This is a genomic window from Streptomyces sp. CB03238 (genome assembly GCF_002099185.1).
Taxonomy (GTDB): domain Bacteria; phylum Actinomycetota; class Actinomycetes; order Streptomycetales; family Streptomycetaceae; genus Streptomyces.
The window spans coordinates 63,225-80,363 of record NZ_NBCN01000019.1 but is presented as its reverse complement, the minus strand read 5'-3'; the positions used below and the strand labels follow the sequence as shown (position 1 = coordinate 80,363).

Sequence of the window (17,139 nt, the reverse complement as noted above, 5' to 3'; positions counted from 1 at the left end):
GGGCTCATAACCGGCCACCCCTCATAGCCGAACGCAGCACCGGCTCAGCCCCGCACAGGCCGTACCGACGACGAGGAGACGCCGATGCCCCCAGGCATCACGACCCTTGCCGCAGACGCACCCACGCTGTCTGCCGCCAACACCGGGTTCATGCTCATCTGTTCCGCCCTGGTGATGCTGATGACACCGGCCCTCGCCTTCTTCTACGGAGGCATGGTCCGCGTCAAATCCACCCTCAACATGCTGATGATGAGCTTCATCAGCCTCGGGATCGTCACGATCCTGTGGGTGCTCTACGGCTTCAGCATCGCCTTCGGCACCGACTCGGGCTCCATCGTCGGATGGTCGTCCGACTACGTCGGGCTCAGCGGCATCGGGATCACCGAGCTGTGGGACGGCTACACCATCCCGGTGTACGTCTTCGCCGTCTTCCAGCTGATGTTCGCGATCCTCACGCCCGCCCTGATCAGCGGCGCGCTCGCGGACCGCGTGAAGTTCACCGCGTGGGCCCTGTTCATCGCCCTGTGGGTCACCGTCGTCTACTTCCCTGTCGCCCACTGGGTGTGGGGCACCGGCGGCTGGCTCTTCGAGATGGGCGTCATCGACTTCGCGGGCGGCACGGCCGTCCACATCAACGCCGGTGCCGCCGCCCTGGGTGTGATCCTGGTCATCGGCAAGCGCGTCGGCTTCAAGAGGGACCCGATGCGGCCGCACAGCCTGCCGCTGGTCATGCTCGGCGCCGGCCTGCTGTGGTTCGGCTGGTTCGGCTTCAACGCCGGCTCGTGGCTCGGCAACGACGACGGCGTCGGCGCGGTGATGTTCGTCAACACCCAGGTCGCCACCGCCGCCGCGATGCTCGCCTGGCTCGCGTACGAGAAGATTCGCCACGGCGCCTTCACCACCCTCGGCGCCGCCTCCGGCGCGGTCGCGGGCCTGGTCGCCATCACCCCGGCCGGCGGCTCCTGCTCGCCGCTCGGCGCGATCGCCATCGGCGCCATCGCCGGTCTGCTGTGCGCCATGGCCGTGGGCCTGAAGTACAAGTTCGGCTACGACGACTCCCTCGACGTCATCGGCGTCCACCTCGTCGGCGGTGTGGTCGGCTCGCTGCTGGTCGGCTTCTTCGCCACCGGCGGCGTCCAGTCCGACGCCAAGGGCCTCTTCTACGGCGGCGGCCTGGAGCAGCTCGGCAAGCAGGCCACCGGAGTCTTCGCCGTCCTCGCCTACTCTCTGATCGTCTCCGCGCTGCTCGCCTTCCTCATCGACAAGGTGATGGGGATGCGCGTCAGCGAGGACGACGAGGTCCGGGGCATCGACCAGGTCGAGCACGCCGAGACGGCGTACGACTTCAGCGGGGCCGGCGGCGGTGCCGGTTCGCGCAAGTCCCTCACCGAGGCCCTGCCCGCAGCGGAGAACAAGAAGGTGGACGCATGAAGCTCATCACCGCGGTCGTCAAGCCGCACCGCCTGGACGAGATCAAGGAGGCCCTCCAGGCCTTCGGAGTCCAGGGCCTGACCGTCACCGAGGCCAGCGGCTACGGACGGCAGCGCGGCCACACCGAGGTCTACCGGGGCGCCGAGTACACCGTCGACCTCGTCCCGAAGATCCGTATCGAGGTGCTGGTCGAGGACGACGACGCCGAACAGCTCATCGACGTGGTGGTGAAGGCCGCCCGCACCGGCAAGATCGGTGACGGGAAGGTGTGGAGCGTCCCCGTCGACACCGCCGTACGCGTCCGCACCGGCGAACGCGGACCCGACGCACTGTAAGGAGCCCACGGGTGACGAGTACCGATGTGACCAGCGAAGACTCGGGACCCAGCGGCTACGCGGCGGCCCGGCTGCGCCTCCTCCAGCAGGAGGCGCGGTCCGGGCCGCCGCGCCGTACCGCCCTGGCGCGGCTCACCGACGACTGGCTGACCGCCCTCCACACGGCCGCCGCCCCGCCCCGAGGCACCGCCCTCGTCGCCGTCGGCGGCTACGGACGCGGTGAACTCTCCCCCCGCAGCGATCTCGACCTGCTGCTCCTCCACGACGGCACCGCCGACGCCACCACCATCGCGGCGCTCGCCGACCGCATCTGGTACCCCGTCTGGGACCTGGGCCTCGCCCTCGACCACTCCGTACGCACCCCGGCCGAGGCCCGCAAGACCGCCGCCGAGGACCTCAAGGTCCAGCTCGGCCTCCTCGACGCCCGCCCCATCGCGGGCGACCTCGGACTGGTCGCCGGATTGCGTACGACCGTCCTCGCCGACTGGCGCAACCAGGCCCCCAAACGCCTCCCCGAACTCGGTGAACTGTGCCGGGAGCGCGCCGAACGCCAGGGCGAGCTGCAGTTCCTCCTCGAACCCGACCTCAAGGAGGCCCGCGGTGGCCTGCGCGACGCCACCGCCCTGCGCGCGGTCGCCGCCTCCTGGCTCGCCGACGCCCCCCGTGAAGGGCTCGCCGAAGCCCGCCGCACCCTCCTCGACGCCCGCGACGCACTCCACCTCGTCACCGGGCGGGCCACCGACCGCCTCGCCCTCCAGGAACAGGACCAGGTCGCCGGCGCCCTGGAGCTGCTCGACTCCGACACCCTGCTCCGCCAGGTCTACGAAGCCGCCCGCACCATCTCGTACGCCGGCGACGTCACCTGGCGCGAGGTCAACCGGGTCCTGCGCGCCCGGTCCGTACGCCCCAGGCTGCGCAAGATGCTGGGCGGGAAGCCCCCCATCGAACGCACCCCGCTCGCCGAGGGCGTCGTCGAGATGGACGGCGAGGTCGTCCTCGCCCGCACCGCCCGCCCCGAACGCGACCCGGTCCTCCCGCTGCGCGCCGCCGCCGCGGCCGCCCAGTCCGGCCTGCCCCTCTCCCTGCACGCCGTACGCCACCTCGCGGCCACCACGAAACCGCTGCCCGAGCCCTGGCCGGCCGACGCGCGCGAGGAACTCGTCACGCTCCTCGGCGCCGGAGAACCCACCGTCCCCGTCTGGGAAGCCCTGGAGGCCGAAGGCCTCATCACCCGCCTCCTGCCCGACTGGGAACGCGTCCGCTGCCGCCCGCAGCGCAACCCCGTCCACACCTGGACGGTCGACCGGCACCTCGTCGAGACCGCGGTACGCGCCGCCGCCCTCACTCGCCGCGTCGGCCGCCCCGACCTCCTCCTGGTCGCGGCCCTCCTCCACGACATCGGCAAGGGCTGGCCCGGCGACCACTCCGTGGCGGGCGAGACCATCGCCCGGGACGTGGCCGGCCGGATCGGCTTCGACCCGCACGACGTCGTCGTCATCGCCACCCTCGTACGCCACCACCTGCTGCTCGTCGAGACCGCGACCCGCCGCGACCTGGACGACCCGGCCACCGTCCAGTCCGTCGCCGCGGCCGTCGGCTCGGCGTCCACGCTGGAACTCCTGCACGCCCTCACCGAGGCCGACGCCCTGGCCACCGGCCCCGCCGCCTGGTCCTCCTGGCGCGCCTCACTCGTCGCCGACCTGGTCAAACGGGTCGGGGGCGTCCTCGCGGGCGGCACACCCCCCGCCCCGGAGCCCGCCGCCGCACCCAGCGCCGAGGAGGAACGCCTCGCCGTCGAAGCCCTCCGCACCGGCGAACCGGTCCTGACCCTCCACGCCGAGCACCCTTCCGAACACACGGAACCGGAACCGGTCGGCGTCGAACTGCTCATCGCCCTCCCCGACCAGCCGGGCGTCCTGCCCGCCGTCGCCGGGGTCCTCGCCCTGCACCGCCTCACCGTCCGCTCCGCCGACCTCCGCGCCATCGACCTGCCCACCGAGCTCGGCCCCGCCGCCGTCCTCGTACTGAACTGGCGCGTCGCGGCCGAATACGGCTCCCTGCCGCAGGCCACCCGGCTGCGCGCCGACCTCTTCCGGGCCCTGGACGGCTCCCTGAACATCGCCGGCCGCCTCGCCGAGCGCGAGGCTGCCTACCCGCGCCGGCGCGGCGTCACGGCCCCGCCACCGCGCGTCACGGTCGCCCCGGCCGGGTCGACGCTGGCCACGGTCATCGAAGTCCGCGCCCATGACGCCCCGGGCCTGCTGCACCGCATCGGCCGCGCCCTCGAAACGGCCGCGGTCCGCGTCCGCAGCGCCCACATCTCGACGCTGGGCGCGAACGCGGTCGACGCCTTCTACGTCACGGACGTCACGGGCGCCACACTGACCCCGGAAGAAGCCTCGGAGGTGGCCCGCACCCTGGAGGCCGATCTCCGCGACCGATAGCCGTCGGACGGACGACGGCCGGGCACCCACCGGGGGTGGCCGCCACCCGGCACCGCGCCCGCAGGGGCCCCGTTCCGGCCGGGGCTGATGTGTAACCGCGCCGGGCGGATACCCTGGGGGGCGACTGTCCGCCCTCCCCCTAGTTCTCGGCTTCGCTCGAACAGGGGGACCCCCACCTACACCCGAGGATCCGCGACTGCCGTGTTCGATACCCTCTCCGACCGCCTTGCAGCGACATTCAAGAACCTCCGGGGCAAGGGGCGCCTGTCCGAGGCGGACATCGACGCCACCGCCCGCGAGATCCGTATCGCACTGCTGGAGGCCGACGTCGCGCTGCCCGTGGTGCGGGCCTTCATCAAGCAGGTCAAGGAGCGGGCGCTCGGGCTCGAGGTCTCGCAGGCGCTGAACCCCGCCCAGCAGGTCATCAAGATCGTCAACGAGGAGCTCATCGGCATCCTCGGCGGCGAGACCCGCCGTCTGCGGTTCGCCAAGAACCCGCCGACCGTGATCATGCTCGCGGGTCTCCAGGGTGCTGGTAAGACCACCCTCGCCGGAAAGCTCGGCAAGTGGCTCCAGGGCCAGGGGCACGCGCCGCTCCTCGTCGCCTGTGACCTCCAGCGCCCGAACGCCGTCAACCAGCTCGCCGTCGTCGCCGAGCGCGCCGGCGTCGGCATCTACGCCCCCGAGCCGGGCAACGGCGTCGGTGACCCGGTCCAGGTCGCCAAGGACTCGGTCGAGTACGCGAAGACCAAGCAGTACGACGTGGTCATCGTCGACACCGCCGGCCGCCTCGGCATCGACCAGGAGCTGATGCAGCAGGCCGCGGACATCCGCGACGCCGTCAGCCCCGACGAGGTGCTGTTCGTCGTCGACGCGATGATCGGTCAGGACGCGGTCAACACGGCCGAGGCGTTCCGCGACGGCGTCGGCTTCGACGGCGTGGTGCTGTCCAAGCTCGACGGCGACGCCCGCGGTGGTGCCGCGCTGTCGATCGCGCACGTGACCGGCCGCCAGATCATGTTCGCCTCCAACGGCGAGAAGCTGGACGACTTCGACGCGTTCCACCCGGACCGCATGGCGTCCCGCATCCTCGGCATGGGCGACGTGCTCTCGCTGATCGAGAAGGCCGAGCAGACCTTCAGCCAGGAAGAGGCCGCCAAGATGGCCTCCAAGCTGGCGAGCAGCAAGGGCAAGGACTTCACGCTCGACGACTTCCTGGCCCAGATGGAGCAGGTCAGGAAGATGGGCTCCATCTCCAAGCTGCTCGGCATGCTCCCGGGCATGGCGCAGATGAAGGAGCAGATCAACAACATCGACGAGCGGGACGTGGACCGTACGGCCGCGATCATCAAGTCGATGACGCCGGGCGAGCGCCAGGACCCGACGATCATCAACGGCTCCCGCCGGGCGCGTATCGCCCGTGGTTCAGGTGTCGACGTCAGCGCGGTCAAGTCGCTGGTCGAGCGGTTCTTCGAGGCCCGCAAGATGATGTCCCGCATGGCCCAGGGCGGCGGCATGCCCGGTATGCCGGGCATCCCGGGCATGGGCGGTGGCCCGGGCCGGCAGAAGAAGCAGCAGAAGCAGGCCAAGGGCAAGCGCAAGAGCGGCAACCCGATGAAGCGGAAGGCCGAGGAGGCCGCCGAGGCGGCGCGCCGCGAACAGGCCCAGCAGGGCGGCGCGTTCGGGCTGCCGAACGGTGAACCGGGCAAGGACTTCGAGCTCCCTGACGAGTTCAAGAAGTTCATGGGCTGACCAGCAACCACATAAGGCACGGCCTCCCGGCCTCGTCGAACGGGCGTCCACCACGGGTGGACGCCCGTTCGTCCATTCAGGAGCCCCCCGCCTGGGGAGGCGGACGCCCTCGGCCCGCCAGGGAGACGTCTCATGCCCGTCCGGGAGGCCCACGCCCGGCAGGGGGACGTCCTCGCGTGCCGGGAGGAACAGGGCCCCGCCTGTCGGGGGCGTCGGCCATACGGGGGTGGACGCCCCGGCGTCCGTAATGCCGCTTTCGTTAGCCTCTCGCATCATGGCTGCGTGGCCGATTCCGTACCCCCGCGCGACCGTACCGACCAGCCCTGGCGCTCCGAGGGCGCACCGCCTCCACCGCCTCCACGCAAGAGGATGCCGGGCTGGATGGGGCTGCTTCTCGCCGCGGTGGCCGTCTTCATCCTCACCAATCTGGCCCTGTCCTACTTCGGTGACGGCGACGAGCGGACCATCTCGTACACCGAATTCAGCCAGCAGGTTTCGGGTGGCAACGTCACAAAGATCTACTCCAAGGGCGACGCCATTGAGGGGGAGCTGAAGAACAAGCAGCGCTTCACCACCCAGCGGCCGGCGTTCGCCGACGACAACCTCTGGGCCGAGCTGACGAAGCAGAAGGTCACCGTGACGGCCGAGCCGGTCGTCGAGAAGCCCAGCTTCCTCGCCAACCTGCTGTTCTCGCTGGCGCCGATCCTGCTGCTCGTCGTGCTGTGGCTGTTCATCGCCCGGCGGATGAGGGGCGCCGGGTTCGGCGCGGGCGGCATGCTCGGCCGCAAGGCGCCGCCCAAACCGGTCGAGCTGGAGGTGGGGCAGCGGACCACCTTCGCCGACGTCGCGGGGATCGACGAGGTGGAGGGCGAGCTCAACGACGTCGTCGACTTCCTGAAGAACCCCCAGGCCTACCGCAGGATGGGCGCCAAGATGCCGCGCGGCGTGCTGCTGTCCGGCCTGCCCGGCACCGGCAAGACGCTGCTGGCGCGGGCCGTGGCGGGTGAGGCGGGCGTGCCGTTCTTCTCCGCGTCCGCGTCCGAGTTCATCGAGATGATCGTGGGAGTCGGCGCCTCACGCGTACGGGAACTCTTCAACGAGGCCCGCAAGGTCGCGCCCGCGATCATCTTCATCGACGAGATCGACACCATCGGGCGCGTCAGGGGCGGCGGCGCCGCCATGGGCGGACACGACGAGCGCGAACAGACGCTCAACCAGATCCTCACCGAAATGGACGGCTTCTCCGGCTCCGAGGGCGTCATCGTCATCGCGGCCACCAACCGCGCCGACGTCCTGGACCCGGCGCTGACCCGCCCCGGCCGCTTCGACCGGATCGTCCACGTCAGCCCGCCCGACCGGGGCGGCCGCGAGGCCATCCTCCGGATCCACACCCGCGACATCCCACTGGCCGACGACGTCGACCTCACCCAGGTCGCCCGTACGACACCGGGCATGACCGGCGCCGAACTGGCCAACCTCGCCAACGAGGCCGCCCTCCTCGCGGTCAAGCGCCGACAGCACCAGGTCACCCGCTCGGACCTCTCCGACGCGCTGGAGAAGGTCCAGCTCGGCGCCGAACGCTCGCTGGTCATGCCCCTGGAGGAACGGCGCCGTACCGCGTACCACGAGAGCGGGCACGCGCTGCTCGGCATGCTCCAGCCCGGCGCCGACCCGGTCCGCAAGGTCACCATCGTCCCGCGCGGGCGGGCCCTCGGGGTGACCCTGTCGACGCCGGACGCCGACAAGTACGCGTACACGGAGGACTATCTGCGCGGCCGCATCATCGGGGCGCTCGGCGGCATGGCGGCCGAGCACATCGTCTTCGGCGTCATCACGACGGGCTCGGAGAGCGACCTGGAACAGGTCACCAACATCGCGCGCGGCATGGCCGGCCGCTGGGGCATGAGCGACCGGGTCGGCCGGCTCAGCGCCATCCCCGGCGACGCGCAGCAGGCGTACGGGCTGTCGGCGGCGCCCGCCACGCTGGACGCCGTCGCCCACGAGATGCGCCGCATCGTCGACGAGTGCTACGAGAGTGCCTGCCGACAGCTCCAGGAGCACCGCGCCAGGCTGGACACGCTGGCGGCGGCGCTCCTGGAGAACGAGACGCTGGAGGAGGAGGACGCCTACCGGGCCGCGGGCATCCCCCGTCTCGCCAAGGAGGAGTGACCCGCCGGTGTCCCCGCGAGTGTCACGGAGTACGGGCGACGAGGTAGCGGAACACGTTGGGCATCCATACGGTGCCGTCGGGGCGCACATGCGGGTGGAGGGCCTCGGTGACCTCCTTCTCCACCGTCGCCTGGTCCGAGACGGCCACCGCCGCGTCGAACAGGCCGGTCGAGAACAGCCCGCGTACGGCGCTGTCCATGTCCGCGTACCCGAACGGGCACGCCACCCGTCCCGAGCCGTCCGGCCTGAGCCCGGCCCGCGAGGCCACCTCCTCCAGGTCGTCCCGGAGAGCCGGACGCCAGGTCGCGCCCGTGCGCAGCCGCTCGGTCAGCCGGCCCGCCACCCGCAGTACCGCCGAGGTGGCACACCGCTCCGGCGGGCCCCAGCCCGCCAGCACCACCGCGCTGCCCCGCTCCGCCAGCCGTACGGCGGCCGCGAGGGCGGGCGCCAGCCCGTCGGAGTCGCCCGCGGTGCAGCCGATCGGCTGGAAGGCGGTGATCAGGTTGTACGCCGGACGGGTGAGGTCCGCGGCGTCCGCGGGCCCGCCGTACAGCAGCCTCGTCTCGCCGCAGCGGTGGGTTTCACGCCCGCCCGCGTCGGGGAGCAGCCGCTTACGGGCCAGGTCCACGCGCGCGTGGTCCGTGTCGACGCCCGTGACCTGCGCGCCGCGTGCGGCGGCCATCAGCAGGGCGAGGCCGGAGCCGCATCCGAGACCGAGCAGCCGCGTCCCGGTACCGACCTCCAGGTGCTCGTACACCGCTTCATAGAGCGGGACGAGCATCCGTTCCTGGATCTCCGCCCAGTCGCGGGCACGGCCGGGCGCATCCGAAGCCGGAGGGGCCGAGGCCGGGTGGGGGTGGTGCTGGACGAGCATAGGTGTCATCGAAAGCGCCCCAATCCGCCGAGAGTCCATCTGTGCGTCTCTGCCCTGATTGACAGCCCCCGTGTACGTGCGCTCGCACTCCCCGTAGCCAGGGAACTCCGCATCCGCCCCCAAGTCCAGGGGTCGGGGAGCAATGCTTGCGTGCCCCGGTTGTGCGCCCCCGAGTGCGGCACGAACCACCTCCCATAGTGGCGGCGCCCTGCGAATCCCGCCATGCCAGGACGGCGCCGAGGGCCCGCCGGCCCATGTGGCCCGGGCCCCGGCACGTTTCCCGGCCCGGCTCCCGGCCCGGCTCCCGGCCCGGGTCCTGACCTCCGTCCTGACCCCGTCCTGACCGGCGGGGGAACCGCCCGGTGCCCGCCGATGCCGGGGTGGTTGGCCGTGCCGGGAACGGCCCCGGTACTGTCGGCTCCGTACACCGCTCGGGGCCCCGCCCGCGCGCCCTCCACGATCCGGGGGCGGCGACCGGCGCACGGCGGCCGGCTACGCGCCGGGGCGTACGCGCCGCTACGTACCACCTTGATGGGAGCTGCGCGGCTTCTCCGCAGATCAGCGCACTGGCCCTCGTCAGGACGCATCAACGGCAACTGACGGGTACGTGCAAATTATTTGGGATGCCCCGGAATGGAACCCGGCGGCACTCCGGCTCGTTGTCACGACGTGAGCACGACACCACCTGTTCTCGCCGCAGAGCTGGCACAGGCGTGGGCCGACATTCAGCGGCACCACCCCGAGCTGCCCGATCTTGCCGCGCCCGAATCCCTGATCGGAGAGTCGTCGTCCGCGTGTGGCGCCGAGCTCTCCTTCGAACGACTGCTCCATGAGGCAGTCCACGGCATCGCCGCCGCGCGAGGCGTCCGCGACACCTCGCGCGCCGGTCGCTACCACAACCGCAGATTCCTGGCGATCGCCGAGGAGATGGGCCTGGACCACTCCGAGGAGCCGCACCCCAGCAGCGGTTTCTCCCTGGTCACGCTCAGCCCCGAGGCCAAGCGCCGGTACCGCCCGACCATGGAGCGGCTGCAGCGCGCCCTCAAGGCGCACACGGTCGCCACGGCCGCGGACACCAAGCGCTCCTTCCGCGGGCCGGCCGCCCGGCACGGTTCCTCCGGTGGCGGCGTACGCGTCAAGGCCGTGTGCGACTGCGGTCGCAACGTCCGGGTCGTGCCCTCGGTCCTCGCGCAGGCGCCCATCGTGTGCGGCGGCTGCGGGAAGCCCTTCCGTATCCCGGAAGCCGTGGGCGCGGCGAGCTGACCGCGCGTGATGTGGCACAATGGCTAGCTGTACTCGACAGTCGAACAGGACCCCTCTCTCCTCCGGCTGACGCGTCCATCGGGCACTCGAGTACCGCAACCCCACGCGGCATCACGTTGTGCCCAACCACGTCAAGACCAGGAGACACCACACCCGTGGCAGTCAAGATCAAGCTGAAGCGTCTGGGCAAGATCCGTTCGCCTCACTACCGCATCGTCGTCGCCGACTCCCGTACCCGCCGTGACGGCCGGGCCATCGAGGAGATCGGCCTGTACCACCCGGTGCAGAACCCGTCGCGCATCGAGGTCGACTCGGAGCGTGCGCAGTACTGGCTGTCCGTCGGCGCCCAGCCGACCGAGCCGGTCCTCGCGATCCTGAAGCTCACCGGCGACTGGCAGAAGGCGAAGGGCCTCCCGGCCCCGGAGAAGCCGCTGCTGGCCCCGGCGGCCAAGGAAGACAAGCGCGCCTCCTTCGACGCCTTCGCCAAGGCGCTCGAGGGCGACGACACCAAGGGTGAGGCCATCACCCCGAAGGCGAAGAAGGCCGACAAGAAGGCGGACGAGGCCGAGGCCGCGTCCACCGAGTCGACCGAGGCCTGAGCATGCTCGAGGAGGCTCTCGAGCACCTCGTGAAGGGCATCGTCGACAACCCCGACGACGTGCAGGTCGCCTCGCGCAACCTGCGCCGTGGGCGCGTGCTGGAGGTCCGGGTCCACCCCGACGACCTCGGCAAGGTGATCGGCCGCAACGGCCGCACCGCGCGCGCTCTGCGTACCGTCGTGGGCGCCATCGGCGGCCGTGGCATCCGCGTCGACCTCGTCGACGTGGACCAGGTCCGCTGATCAAGTTGGCTGTTTTCGCTTAAATGCGCCGGCACGGGCCGGGGAGGGCTTCGGGCCCGCCCCGGCCCGTAGTCGTTGTCGTAAAGGAGAGGTAGTGCAGCTGGTAGTCGCACGGATCGGCCGCGCCCACGGCATCAAGGGCGAGGTCACCGTCGAGGTGCGTACGGACGAGCCCGAGCTGCGGCTCGCGCCCGGTGCCGTACTGGCCACGGACCCGGCCTCCACCGGGCCGCTGACCATCGAGACCGGCCGCGTCCACAGCGGCCGGCTGCTGCTGCGCTTCGAGGGTGTACGGGACCGCAACGCCGCCGAGGCCCTGCGCAACACCCTGCTGATCGCCGATGTGGACCCGGACGAGCGTCCGGAGGAGCCCGACGAGTACTACGACCACCAGCTCATCGACCTGGACGTCGTCCTCGCCGACGGCACCGAGGTCGGCCGGATCACCGAGATCTCCCACCTGCCCTCCCAGGACCTGTTCGTGGTGGAACGGCCCGACGGCAGTGAAGTCATGATCCCGTTCGTCGAGGAGATCGTCACCGACATCGACCTCGACGAGCAGAAGGCGGTCATCACCCCGCCGCCGGGACTCATCGACGACCGCGCCGAGATCGTGTCCACCCGTGACGAGGACGGGTCCTGATGCGGCTCGACGTCGTCACGATCTTCCCGGAGTACCTGGAACCGCTGAACGTCTCCCTCGTCGGCAAGGCACGCGCGCGCGGCCAGCTCGACGTCCACGTACACGATCTGCGCCGGTGGACCTACGACCGGCACAACACGGTCGACGACACCCCCTACGGCGGCGGCCCCGGCATGGTCATGAAGACCGAGCCCTGGGGCGACGCCCTGGACGACGTCCTGGCCTCCGGCTACGAGACCGGCGCGCACGGACCCGTGCTGGTCGTCCCCACGCCCAGCGGCCGGCCCTTCACCCAGGAACTGGCCGTCGAGCTCTCCCAGCGCCCCTGGCTGATCTTCACCCCGGCCCGGTACGAAGGCATCGACCGCCGTGTCATGGACGAGTACGCCACCCGGATACCGGTCTACGAGGTGTCCATCGGCGACTACGTACTGGCCGGCGGCGAGGCCGCCGTCCTGGTCGTCACCGAAGCCGTGGCGCGCCTGCTGCCCGGCGTCCTGGGCAACGCCGAATCCCACCGGGACGACTCCTTCGCCCCCGGCGCGATGGCCAACCTGCTGGAAGGCCCCGTCTACACCAAGCCGCCCGAGTGGCGCGGCCGCGGCATCCCCGACGTCCTGCTCAGCGGACACCACGGCAAGATCGCGAGGTGGCGGCGGGACGAGGCGCTGCGGCGTACCGCCCGCCACCGGCCCGATCTGATCGAGCGCTGCGACCCCTCCGCGTTCGACAAGAAGGACCGCGAAACCCTCTCCCTGCTGGGCTGGGCACCGGAACAAGGTGGCCGATTTTGGCGCAGGCCGCAGGACGTGGAAGAATAGGCCGCTGCTGTACGTCCGGCGTGCGCCCCTGCCACAGGGGGACACGACGCCCGTCCGACGCGATCAGCACCCCTTTTCTCCTTACGACATTCCGTTGATGACCTGTGGCATCAGCGAGGAAGCAGACACACATGTCTCACGTGCTCGACGCTGTCAACTCCGCGTCCCTGCGTACCGACGTCCCGGCGTTCCGTCCCGGTGACACCGTGAACGTCCACGTCCGCGTCATCGAGGGCAACCGCTCCCGTATCCAGCAGTTCAAGGGTGTCGTCATCCGCCGCCAGGGCTCGGGCGTCAGCGAGACGTTCACCGTCCGCAAGGTCTCCTTCTCCGTCGGCGTCGAGCGCACCTTCCCGGTGCACAGCCCGATCTTCGAGAAGATCGAGCTCGTGACCCGCGGTGACGTCCGTCGCGCCAAGCTGTACTACCTCCGTGAGCTGCGCGGCAAGGCCGCGAAGATCAAGGAGAAGCGCGACAACTGACCGTCACAGGAGGGCCGGATACCATCTGGCTCCGATGGACACCGAAGCACAGCACACAGAGCGCGACCGTTCCTCCGAGAAGGAGGAGCGGTCGCGCTCCGTGCGTTTCCGGCCCCCGCGCCTCCGACGGCTCACGCGGCTCTCCTGGCGGCGTGCCGGGCTGATCGGGCTTGCCTGTGCGGTCTTCCTGCTGCTGTTCAGCCACTTCGTGGTGCAGCCCTTCCAGATCCCGAGCGGCTCCATGGAACCCACCCTCCGGATCGGGGACCGGGTACTGGTGAACAAGGTGGCGTACCGTTTCGGTGCCGAGCCCGCGCGCGGGGACGTGGTCGTCTTCGACGGCACCGGATCCTTCGTCCAGGAGGCACCGGAGCAGAACCCGGTCGCCGGGCTGCTGCGCGGCGCGGCCGCCGCACTCGGCCTCGCCGAGCCGGCCGACACCGACTTCGTCAAGCGCGTCGTGGGCGTGGGAGGCGACCGCGTGAAGTGCTGCGACAAGGGGGGAAGGGTCGAGGTGAACGGCGTACCCGTGGACGAGGACTACCTGTACCCCGGTGACGCACCCTCGCGGGTGCCCTTCGACATCGTCGTACCCCAGGGCACCCTGTGGGTCATGGGGGACCACCGCAGCCACTCGCGCGACTCCCGCGACCACCTCGGCTCCCCGGGCGGCGGCATGGTCCCCGTGGACCGGGTGATCGGGCGGGCGGACTGGATCGGCTGGCCGTTCGGGCGCTGGTCGGAGGTGGAGCCCACGGGCGCCTTCCGCGACGTACCGGAGGCGGCGGGAGCGGCGGGCGGGGGCCATGGGTAACCGCGGCAAGCAGGGCAGCCACCGGGCCGACACCCGGCTGCCCACCGGCTCACGTCCCACGGACGGCGCCCGGCCGCTGCCCGGGCGCGCGGAGCGGCGCAAACTGGCCCGCAAGGTCAAGCGGCGCCGGCGCCGGTCGGCCGTCAAGGAGATACCCCTCCTCATCACCGTGGCGCTGCTCATCGCGCTCGTCCTGAAGACCTTCCTGGTGCAGGCCTTCGTCATCCCGTCCGGCTCCATGGAGCAGACGATCCAGATCGACGACCGGGTACTGGTGGACAAGCTCACCCCGTGGTTCGGCTCCAAGCCGCAGCGCGGGGACGTCGTCGTCTTCAAGGACCCGGGCGGCTGGCTCCAGCAGGAGCAGACGCCCAAGGAGGACGACCCGGTGGGCGTCAAGCAGGCCAAGCAGGCCCTGACCTTCATCGGTCTGCTGCCGTCCGAGGACGAACAGGACCTGATCAAACGGGTCGTCGCGGTCGGCGGGGACACCGTCAAGTGCTGCGACAAGGACCGAAGGGTCACCGTCAACGGCGTACCGCTCACCGAACCGTATCTGCACCCGGGAGACGTCCCCTCGACCATCCCGTTCGAGGTGAAGGTGCCGGACGGACGGATCTTCGTGATGGGGGACCACCGGTCGAACTCGGCGGACTCGCGATTTCACCTGAACGAGGCGTTTCAGGGAACGGTCTCGGAGGAGGAGGTCGTGGGGCGGGCGGTCGTCATCGCCTGGCCCTTCGACCACTGGCGGAGCCTGGAGGAGCCGGACACCTTCGCGTCCGTCCCGGACTCGCGGACCGGGACTGCGACGGCGCTCGGCGCGTCGCATAGTGTGTCCTCTCGGAATGTGAACGGATTGACCGGGCTCCCGACCCCTGCGGAACTCCCGCTCGTTATGGGAGTGATGGGCCTGCCCCTGCTGTGGGGCCGGCGGTTGCACGGAGTGAGGAGTGGATGTGGGGGATTTGGCGGTCGGCGCGCGATCCGGACACGACGAGCCCGAGGAGAGGCCCGACAGGTTCGGCGAGGCTTCGTCGTCCGGTTCCGCCGGGGAGCCCCCATCCGAGGCCGGTCCGACTGACGGCGACACCGCCGAGGACGGCGGCCCTGACGAGCCGAGGAAGCCCCGTTCCTTCTGGAAGGAACTGCCGCTGCTGATCGGTATCGCGCTGCTCCTGGCGCTGCTGATCAAGACGTTCCTGGTGCAGGCGTTCTCGATTCCCTCGGAGTCGATGATGAACACCCTCCAGCGCGGCGACCGGGTGCTGGTCGACAAGCTCACCCCATGGTTCGGGTCGGAGCCGGAGCGCGGCGAGGTGGTCGTCTTCCACGACCCGGGCGGCTGGCTGGAGGGCGAGCCCACTCCCGAGCCCAACGTGGTGCAGAAGTTCCTGAGCTTCATCGGCCTGATGCCGTCCGCCGAGGAGAAGGACCTGATCAAGCGGGTCATCGCGGTCGGCGGCGACACCGTGGGCTGCAAGAAGGGCGGCAAGGTCGTCGTCAACGGCAAGCCGCTGGACGAGACCGCGTACATCCACCCCGGCTCCACGCCGTGCGACGACGAGCCGTTCGGGCCGATCAAGGTGCCCGAGGGCCGTATCTGGGTGATGGGCGACAACCGTCAGAACTCGCTGGACTCCCGCTACCACCAGGAACTGCCCGGCAGCGGCACGATCGCCGACGACCAGGTCGTCGGACGGGCGGTCGTGGTGGCCTGGCCGGTCACCCGCTGGTCCACCCTGCCGGTGCCGGACACGTTCGACCAGCCGGGGCTCAGCACCGCGGCGGCCGCGACCGCCGCCGCGGAGATGGCCGGGCCGGGCGCGCTGGGCCTCGCCGGGGCGTTGCCGGTCATCCTGTGGCGGCGGAAGCGGCGTACGGCGGCGTAACGGCTGACCGACGGTCGGCTTGTGGTCGGCGTACCGCCGGGTAGGGCACCGCGGGTAGGGTGCCGTCCCAGATCGTGGATCTGGCGAAGGCGGGAGCGCGGGGATGAGCAAAAACGTCACGACGGGCGACGGCCACGGCCGTCTCGGCAGCGTGCTGTCGGGGCTGGCCGTGGCCGTCGGCTGTGTGCTCTTCCTCGGTGGGTTCGCCTGGGGAGCGGTCCAGTACCAGCCGTACACCGTGCCGACCGACTCGATGGCCCCGACCGTCGCCGCGGGGGACCGCGTGCTGGCGCAGCGGATCGACGGCTCCGAGGTCCGGCGCGGTGACGTGGTGGTCTTCAGGGACTCGGCCTGGGGCGATCTGCCGATGGTGAAGCGGGTCGTGGGCGTGGGCGGTGACACGGTGGCCTGCTGCGACATCGGGGGCCGGCTCACGGTCAACGGAAAAGCCGTTGAAGAACCGTATCTGCGCTCGAAGGGGCCCGCCTCCACGACGACGTTCTCGGCCGCGGTGCCGGAGGGGCAGCTCTTCCTGCTCGGTGACGAGCGCGCCGGCTCGCAGGACTCCCGCGTCCATCTCCAGGACCCCGGGCAGGGCTCGGTGCCGCGCAGTGCGGTGAACGCGCGGGTGGACGCCGTGGCGTGGCCGCTGGGCGCGATGGTGGAGCGGCCGCGGAGCTTCGCGGCGCTGCCGGGCGGCGTGTCGCGGCCCGGTCCGGTGAAGCTGGTGGCCGGTTCGGTGGTGGCCGGGGCGGTGCTGATCCTGGGCGGCGCGGCGTACGGGCCGGTCGCCAGGGTCCTGTCGCGGTCTCGGCCGCGTACCGAGGCGGGCGCACATGGGTGAGGAGTCGCGGAAGGTCGCGCGGGTCGTGCTGCTCGACCCCGACGACCGGATCCTGCTGCTGCACGGGTACGAGCCGGACGACCCGGCCGAGACCTGGTGGTTCACCCCGGGCGGTGGGGTGGAGGGCGACGAGACGCGCGAAGAGGCCGCGGCGCGCGAGCTGGCCGAGGAGACCGGGCTCACGGATGTGGAGCTGGGCCCGGTGCTGTGGCAGCGGTTCTGCTCGTTCCCGTTCGCCGGGCGGCGCTGGAACCAGGACGAGTGGTACTACCTGGCGCGTACGCGGCAGCCCGCGGCAGCGGTGGCCCTGGCCGACCCCACGGAGCTGGAGGCGCGCAGTGTCACAGGGCTGAGGTGGTGGACCTCCGCCGAACTGTCGGCGGCCCGTGAGACGGTGTACCCGACACGACTCGCCGAGCTGCTCCGCACACTGCTCGACGAGGGACCCCCTGCTACGCCGGTGGTCCTGGCCCCGGAAATCGTCTAGGGGCGCAGGAGACTGGAGCACAATAGGGGGACGCACGGCTGAAGGGG

17 protein-coding genes are annotated in these 17,139 nt (G+C 71.1%); 16 read left to right on the top strand and 1 reads right to left on the bottom strand.

What is annotated here, in order from left to right:
- The first annotated feature begins 84 nt into the window (after positions 1-84).
- The 5 genes from BKD26_RS29120 to ftsH all read left to right on the top strand — a co-directional run bounded on the left by BKD26_RS29120 (position 85) and on the right by ftsH (position 8,131).
- Positions 85-1,431 carry an ammonium transporter gene (locus BKD26_RS29120; RefSeq protein WP_084904270.1) on the top strand — a complete coding sequence of 449 codons (1,347 nt, stop codon included), beginning with the start codon at positions 85-87 and terminating at the stop codon, positions 1,429-1,431.
- A complete protein-coding gene (locus BKD26_RS29115) occupies positions 1,428-1,766 on the top strand; it encodes a P-II family nitrogen regulator (protein ID WP_084904268.1) in 339 nt (112 codons plus the stop codon). Before BKD26_RS29120 ends, BKD26_RS29115 begins: the two co-directional genes overlap by 4 nt.
- Before the next feature lie 11 nt (positions 1,767-1,777).
- Positions 1,778-4,210, top strand: coding sequence for a [protein-PII] uridylyltransferase (locus tag BKD26_RS29110; protein WP_084904265.1), 2,433 nt, complete (start codon positions 1,778-1,780; stop codon positions 4,208-4,210).
- Between the two features lie 201 nt (positions 4,211-4,411).
- Positions 4,412-5,962 (top strand): signal recognition particle protein, encoded by a 1,551-nt coding sequence (ffh, locus tag BKD26_RS29105; RefSeq protein ID WP_084904262.1) that lies wholly within the window; start codon positions 4,412-4,414, stop codon positions 5,960-5,962.
- A 282-nt stretch (positions 5,963-6,244) separates the two neighbouring features.
- On the top strand, positions 6,245-8,131 hold the full coding sequence (ftsH, locus tag BKD26_RS29100) for an ATP-dependent zinc metalloprotease FtsH (RefSeq protein ID WP_107418027.1): 1,887 nt from the start codon (positions 6,245-6,247) through the stop codon (positions 8,129-8,131).
- A 22-nt stretch (positions 8,132-8,153) separates the two neighbouring features.
- On the opposite strand, the gene BKD26_RS29095 is transcribed toward ftsH, so the two are convergent.
- The gene (locus BKD26_RS29095; RefSeq protein ID WP_241518899.1) at positions 8,154-9,005 is read right to left on the bottom strand and encodes a methyltransferase domain-containing protein; all 852 of its coding nucleotides are present in this window, start codon (positions 9,003-9,005) and stop codon (positions 8,154-8,156) included.
- A gap of 669 nt (positions 9,006-9,674) precedes the next feature.
- Between BKD26_RS29095 and BKD26_RS29085 the strand changes: the two genes are divergently transcribed.
- From BKD26_RS29085 to BKD26_RS29035, 11 genes are all read left to right on the top strand, one after another.
- Positions 9,675-10,268 (top strand): hypothetical protein, encoded by a 594-nt coding sequence (locus tag BKD26_RS29085; RefSeq protein ID WP_179166746.1) that lies wholly within the window; start codon positions 9,675-9,677, stop codon positions 10,266-10,268.
- Positions 10,269-10,423: 155 nt separating this feature from the next.
- Entirely contained in the window at positions 10,424-10,867 is a 444-nt protein-coding gene (rpsP, locus tag BKD26_RS29080) for a 30S ribosomal protein S16 (RefSeq protein WP_073754583.1), read from the top strand.
- A 2-nt stretch (positions 10,868-10,869) separates the two neighbouring features.
- Complete coding sequence (locus BKD26_RS29075; RefSeq protein WP_005311361.1) at positions 10,870-11,109, top strand: RNA-binding protein; 240 nt, start codon at positions 10,870-10,872, stop codon at positions 11,107-11,109.
- A gap of 94 nt (positions 11,110-11,203) precedes the next feature.
- On the top strand, positions 11,204-11,752 hold the full coding sequence (gene rimM, locus BKD26_RS29070) for a ribosome maturation factor RimM (protein ID WP_084904251.1): 549 nt from the start codon (positions 11,204-11,206) through the stop codon (positions 11,750-11,752).
- The gene (gene trmD / locus BKD26_RS29065) at positions 11,752-12,573 is read left to right on the top strand and encodes a tRNA (guanosine(37)-N1)-methyltransferase TrmD (protein WP_084904248.1); all 822 of its coding nucleotides are present in this window, start codon (positions 11,752-11,754) and stop codon (positions 12,571-12,573) included. The genes rimM and trmD overlap by 1 nt, the downstream gene beginning before the upstream one ends.
- Before the next feature lie 131 nt (positions 12,574-12,704).
- Positions 12,705-13,055 (top strand): 50S ribosomal protein L19, encoded by a 351-nt coding sequence (gene rplS / locus BKD26_RS29060; protein WP_073754586.1) that lies wholly within the window; start codon positions 12,705-12,707, stop codon positions 13,053-13,055.
- 34 nt (positions 13,056-13,089) lie between these two features.
- The gene (gene lepB / locus BKD26_RS29055) at positions 13,090-13,869 is read left to right on the top strand and encodes a signal peptidase I (RefSeq protein WP_084904245.1); all 780 of its coding nucleotides are present in this window, start codon (positions 13,090-13,092) and stop codon (positions 13,867-13,869) included.
- On the top strand, positions 13,862-14,953 hold the full coding sequence (lepB, locus tag BKD26_RS29050) for a signal peptidase I (RefSeq protein WP_143662724.1): 1,092 nt from the start codon (positions 13,862-13,864) through the stop codon (positions 14,951-14,953). The genes lepB (BKD26_RS29055) and lepB (BKD26_RS29050) overlap by 8 nt, the downstream gene beginning before the upstream one ends.
- The gene (gene lepB / locus BKD26_RS29045) at positions 14,838-15,761 is read left to right on the top strand and encodes a signal peptidase I (protein WP_084904243.1); all 924 of its coding nucleotides are present in this window, start codon (positions 14,838-14,840) and stop codon (positions 15,759-15,761) included. Before lepB (BKD26_RS29050) ends, lepB (BKD26_RS29045) begins: the two co-directional genes overlap by 116 nt.
- A 103-nt stretch (positions 15,762-15,864) precedes the next feature.
- Positions 15,865-16,605 carry a signal peptidase I gene (gene lepB, locus BKD26_RS29040; RefSeq protein ID WP_084904240.1) on the top strand — a complete coding sequence of 247 codons (741 nt, stop codon included), beginning with the start codon at positions 15,865-15,867 and terminating at the stop codon, positions 16,603-16,605.
- Complete coding sequence (locus BKD26_RS29035; RefSeq protein WP_084904237.1) at positions 16,598-17,092, top strand: NUDIX domain-containing protein; 495 nt, start codon at positions 16,598-16,600, stop codon at positions 17,090-17,092. Before lepB (BKD26_RS29040) ends, BKD26_RS29035 begins: the two co-directional genes overlap by 8 nt.
- The last annotated feature ends 47 nt before the right edge of the window (positions 17,093-17,139 follow it).

Excerpts from the sequence above, each read along its gene's own strand:
- lepB (WP_143662724.1), top strand. The coding sequence starts at position 13,862 with ATGGGTAACCGCGGCAAGCAGGGCAGCCACCGGGCCGACACCCGGCTG.
- lepB (WP_084904245.1), top strand. The coding sequence starts at position 13,090 with ATGGACACCGAAGCACAGCACACAGAGCGCGACCGTTCCTCCGAGAAG.
- BKD26_RS29095 (WP_241518899.1), bottom strand. The coding sequence starts at position 9,005 with ATGCTCGTCCAGCACCACCCCCACCCGGCCTCGGCCCCTCCGGCTTCG.
- BKD26_RS29115 (WP_084904268.1), top strand. The coding sequence starts at position 1,428 with ATGAAGCTCATCACCGCGGTCGTCAAGCCGCACCGCCTGGACGAGATC.
- rplS (WP_073754586.1), top strand. The coding sequence starts at position 12,705 with ATGTCTCACGTGCTCGACGCTGTCAACTCCGCGTCCCTGCGTACCGAC.
- trmD (WP_084904248.1), top strand. The coding sequence starts at position 11,752 with ATGCGGCTCGACGTCGTCACGATCTTCCCGGAGTACCTGGAACCGCTG.
- BKD26_RS29120 (WP_084904270.1), top strand. The coding sequence starts at position 85 with ATGCCCCCAGGCATCACGACCCTTGCCGCAGACGCACCCACGCTGTCT.
- lepB (WP_084904240.1), top strand. The coding sequence starts at position 15,865 with ATGAGCAAAAACGTCACGACGGGCGACGGCCACGGCCGTCTCGGCAGC.
- BKD26_RS29075 (WP_005311361.1), top strand. The coding sequence starts at position 10,870 with ATGCTCGAGGAGGCTCTCGAGCACCTCGTGAAGGGCATCGTCGACAAC.
- BKD26_RS29035 (WP_084904237.1), top strand. The coding sequence starts at position 16,598 with ATGGGTGAGGAGTCGCGGAAGGTCGCGCGGGTCGTGCTGCTCGACCCC.